Raw genomic sequence first — 4,067 nt, forward strand, 5'->3', positions numbered from 1 at the left:
AAGGTGTGTTATGCCCCCGCTTGACCAAATGCAGGTAATCATTGATCCGGTCTGGATCTACTTCAGTAGGCAATTCATTGAAGTGAAGGGCGAGTTTGGCCAGATGACGGCCATAGTTGGTGAGGGTACTTTGACTTTTGCCAGCAACAGTAACTTTTTGCTCAAACTTGGCCAGTAGTTCAGCAAATCCCGCTATCTTGGAGCAAGCGGCCTGGAGGAGGTTCTCTTTTTTTTCATGATTAATAAGCGTTTATGAATGAGCTAAAAAGTTACCTCTTTCCGGCTGCTACTTGGTAAAACTACCGCAGGTTTAGTGCAACACGGGTTTGGCAAAAGTGGCGGTTCAGTGCTCCGCAGACACATTCGTGGTTAATCAAAGTTTGGTTCTCCGCATCAACATTTGTGGTGAAAATCGCCACCTTCGCCAAGCCCGAAACCGTTGTAGGCAAGGCAAAAGGAAAAAAAAACGATGATTGACACTATTGACATACAAGAAAGAATAAAATCTGATTTTGGAGCAAAGGCTTCAGAGGTTTTCAGGATTTTTGATAAGGCTATTTCAACGGCAGACTATTTGAATAACAATAGAATAATTCGCTGTATTATATTCTTATCCGACAGGGACATCACTAATTTAGAGGATTATATTGCAAAAGCCACGTATGACCCACGAGATGTGATGCTATGGGCTGAGTATACAAACAGGGGACAAGTAGAAAAAATTAAACGAATTAGAGACTTCAATAAGCCATTTGACGAGGCTCATCAAGATGTTAAAGAATAAAGGTTAAATATGGACAGACAAACTATATCATGGATTTTTCTTTCCACAGTTCTCGCATCTCAGAAAGAACCAGCGGACTATAGTTCAATTTCAAGTATTGCCGATGGAATCAATCATTCAGTGCCAACAGATAAAGAAATGCAATCTTCATTATCTTGGCTTACAAGAAATGGTTTAATAATTAAGATTGGTCGCAAGTACAGTTTGACTGAAAAAGGAAAAATAGAATACGAGGTATCTTCAAAAAGCACTTCGACAGTTTTAAAGATATGGGAAAATTTAGAGACTCAAATGAAGAAATATGAAATATAAAAATGCCCAGCGCACAACACACAATATAGCCAATAAGGGTTTCAGTGGTATGCGAGGGTTTGTTGCCCGCTTCAATGTTTCGTGTACCTTGATAGGAAATAGCCCGTAATCCCTTACTGGCCATATTGTAAAACGTTGTGCGTCATTCAAAAAACCGACACCGTGAAAATTAAGAATTTAGAAATACATATTGATGAATTTAAAAGCAAAGCTGCTGCAACTGACAGATATACTTCATTTGACTATTGCTATAACTATTTCAGAAACACAAGTGACTTAACCAAAGACATTGAAAAAAGTTGTTTGGTTTTGGGATTTTATTTAGCAAGTTGGGGAATGTTAAGAGGTTCAAGTTTTTTACTTCAAAAGAGTGCAAAACATTTTCAAAAATTAATTGAATTTTATTCAACACTTGACAAAGATATTTGGCTTATTGACGTTGACAAATATTCTATTGAAACCAATTCTAAAATCATTGAAATTTATAAAAAGACCAAAGAAAATGTAATAATTGAAAATAATACACATTTGACTTTGACAACGAAAATTTTATTAGGAGTTTTTGGTTTTATACCTGCTTTTGACCAATATTTCTGTAAAACTTTCAACGAAATATTTAAAAACAAATGTGGTTTTACTGTTGTGAACAACAACTCACTTAATTGTCTAAAAGAATTTTACGACAACAACCAAATGACAATTGACAAACTTGCCAACGAAACTTTTACAACTGACTTTTTAACAGGCGAAAAGACAAACATAACTTACCCAAAAGCAAAAATTATTGATATGTTTGGGTTTACAAACGGACTAAATTAATATGCACTATCAAGAGAAATTAGACAAAATATTTGGAAAAGGAAGTTTATGGAAACATAGAACTTTGAGAACTTTATTTGACCCAAATTCAAGCGAGTACAATCAAACGACAATGGACAAAAAACTTGAAATTTTGAACACAATTAGAGAAAATAAAATAGACTTAAACGAACTTTTAGACGAATACAAAGAATTTTATACAGAGGAAAATAAAATTCACGTAGTAGATGTTGCTGACGAAGGACTTGAAATATTATTAAAAGAAGAAACGAAATAAAATGAACGAACGCACAACATCGGTTTGGCAATATGGCGGGTTTCGTACTTCTATGAAACATTTGTGCAAGGTTCAACAGCAGTAATTCTATTGAACATTTGTGCTAAAAATCCGCCACATCGCCAAGCCGAAAACCGTTACCTAAAATTTAAAAAAACCATGGAAAGCAACAATTTATATCACAAAACTTTGAAATACTTGTTTCTAGGCTTAGGAATAATAATGTTAATTACGTCCATTTTGTCTTGGTTCTTTCCGGATTTATTCTGGATAAATGGTGAGAAAATGGAACAAAGCATCGTTACTACGTTAGTTTTTGGAATGATAGGAATAGTTTGCTTTCTAATATTTATTGCTATTAAAGAAAAATTTGTGATAGTAAAATTAGGAGGCCAAAATGTAACAATAAAAAATGGTGACAAGGAAGGAAAAATAAATTGGATGGAAGTGGAATCTCTTTCTCTCATACAGTTTGTTTACCTTCCTTTGTATAAATTGAAAGTTAAAGGGGATAATAAGGTCTATTGGTTCAATACTGAAAATCAATTTATAAATGCAGGTGGATTTACTAGTGATACAAGTGAAATGGGGGACTTAATAAAGAAAAAGAAAAGAGAGTTAGGAATTTAATTTTTCAAATAATTTGACCATCAATCCATTAAATCCGTAAATTGAAGAAAAAAAAACATGGCAAACCTTACTTTAAATAATAAGACTTTGGAAAAGTATTTTGGTATGTTCCGAGGTCTAGATAATCTTTCCAAGAAAAAGCTGATCATAAAATTGACTGAATCTCTTGAAATAAAGGAAGAGAAAGTTGACTTGAAAACTCTTTTTGGAGCATGGGAAGACAACAAAGATTCTGATGAAATCATCAAAGAAATTAGAGAATCAAGAGTTGAAAAAGCAGAAGATATTGGTTTCGAATGAAATATCTTTTAGACACAAATATCTGCATCCATTTTTTAAGAGGAAAGTTTGGGATGATGGAAAAGTTTCAGGAGTTAGGAACGGAAAATTTTGCTATTTCTGAAGTTACGTTTGCTGAACTGGTATTTGGAGCCGAGAACAGCACTAATCCCAAGAAGAATCTTGAGTTAATAGAAGTTTTTACCGATCAAGTTCTGATCCTCCCTATTTTCAGTGCCATTTACCTATATGGAAAAGAGAAAGCCCGATTAAGGTCAATAGGACTGATGATAAGCGATTTTGATCTATTAATCGGTTGTACTGCAGTGGATAAAGATCTGATCATGGTGACCGAAAATCAAAAGGAATTTGAAAGAATATCTGGAATCCAACTAGAAAACTGGGTAAAGAGATAAGATAAACTTTCGCTAACATCACCTTGGATACAGCGGGCGGTTCCGAGTAAATAAGAATATTCAGTATCTCTAAGAAGTTAGGAATAGGTTGGAAGAGAACGGCTCCGAATGCCCGCCGTCTCCATGCTGAACACCGTTGGATGCAAGGCTTTCTGAGGAAAAATTAAGTCAATTATAAACTTAACCAAGAAAAATGAGACTGTATTGGACAATGCCAGACGAACTTAGAATACATTATAAAAATGTACTTCAAAAATATAATGAGGAGTTTACTAAGGGAAATCTGTCAGTAGCTTGGAGACACTTAGAGCGAGCGCACATTCTAGGACAACCTTGGCCTAGAGAACACAATTATGTTCATTGGTTAATGCTCAAGTTTGGGATTCATATAAAAGACAAGAAAGAGATTATTGGGCAAATACCAAGACTATTAATTGGTGGGATAAAAGTATCCCTCCGACGAACTGCATCTTGATGTGCTTTGAATTCTGAGCTAAAGTTGCGGGATGAAAAAGACGAGTATCGAAACCTACTATGAGCTGTTTTACAG

At 34.7% G+C, this 4,067-nt stretch carries 8 protein-coding genes; all 8 read left to right on the forward strand.

The window, feature by feature from the left end; translation table 11 throughout:
• Positions 1-469: 469 nt before the first annotated feature.
• The 8 genes from C4S61_RS21460 to C4S61_RS21495 all read left to right on the forward strand — a co-directional run bounded on the left by C4S61_RS21460 (position 470) and on the right by C4S61_RS21495 (position 3,992).
• Positions 470-784, forward strand: a complete 315-nt coding sequence (locus C4S61_RS21460; RefSeq protein ID WP_103926823.1) for a hypothetical protein — start codon at positions 470-472, stop codon at positions 782-784.
• A 9-nt stretch (positions 785-793) separates the two neighbouring features.
• Positions 794-1,096, forward strand: coding sequence for a hypothetical protein (locus tag C4S61_RS21465; RefSeq protein ID WP_103926824.1), 303 nt, complete (start codon positions 794-796; stop codon positions 1,094-1,096).
• 162 nt (positions 1,097-1,258) lie between these two features.
• Positions 1,259-1,915, forward strand: coding sequence for a hypothetical protein (locus C4S61_RS21470; RefSeq protein WP_103926825.1), 657 nt, complete (start codon positions 1,259-1,261; stop codon positions 1,913-1,915).
• 1 nt (position 1,916) lies between these two features.
• Entirely contained in the window at positions 1,917-2,192 is a 276-nt protein-coding gene (locus tag C4S61_RS21475; RefSeq protein ID WP_103926826.1) for a hypothetical protein, read from the forward strand.
• A gap of 63 nt (positions 2,193-2,255) precedes the next feature.
• Positions 2,256-2,822 (forward strand): hypothetical protein, encoded by a 567-nt coding sequence (locus C4S61_RS21480; protein ID WP_146064487.1) that lies wholly within the window; start codon positions 2,256-2,258, stop codon positions 2,820-2,822.
• Positions 2,823-2,879: 57 nt separating this feature from the next.
• Positions 2,880-3,122, forward strand: coding sequence for a hypothetical protein (locus tag C4S61_RS21485; protein WP_103926828.1), 243 nt, complete (start codon positions 2,880-2,882; stop codon positions 3,120-3,122).
• Positions 3,119-3,517, forward strand: coding sequence for a type II toxin-antitoxin system VapC family toxin (locus C4S61_RS21490; protein WP_103926829.1), 399 nt, complete (start codon positions 3,119-3,121; stop codon positions 3,515-3,517). The genes C4S61_RS21485 and C4S61_RS21490 overlap by 4 nt, the downstream gene beginning before the upstream one ends.
• Positions 3,518-3,728: 211 nt before the next feature.
• Positions 3,729-3,992, forward strand: coding sequence for a DUF3703 domain-containing protein (locus C4S61_RS21495; protein WP_235010162.1), 264 nt, complete (start codon positions 3,729-3,731; stop codon positions 3,990-3,992).
• The last annotated feature ends 75 nt before the right edge of the window (positions 3,993-4,067 follow it).

Origin of the sequence: Algoriphagus boritolerans DSM 17298 = JCM 18970, from assembly GCF_900108085.1 — a bacterium.
GTDB lineage: Bacteria > Bacteroidota > Bacteroidia > Cytophagales > Cyclobacteriaceae > Algoriphagus > Algoriphagus boritolerans.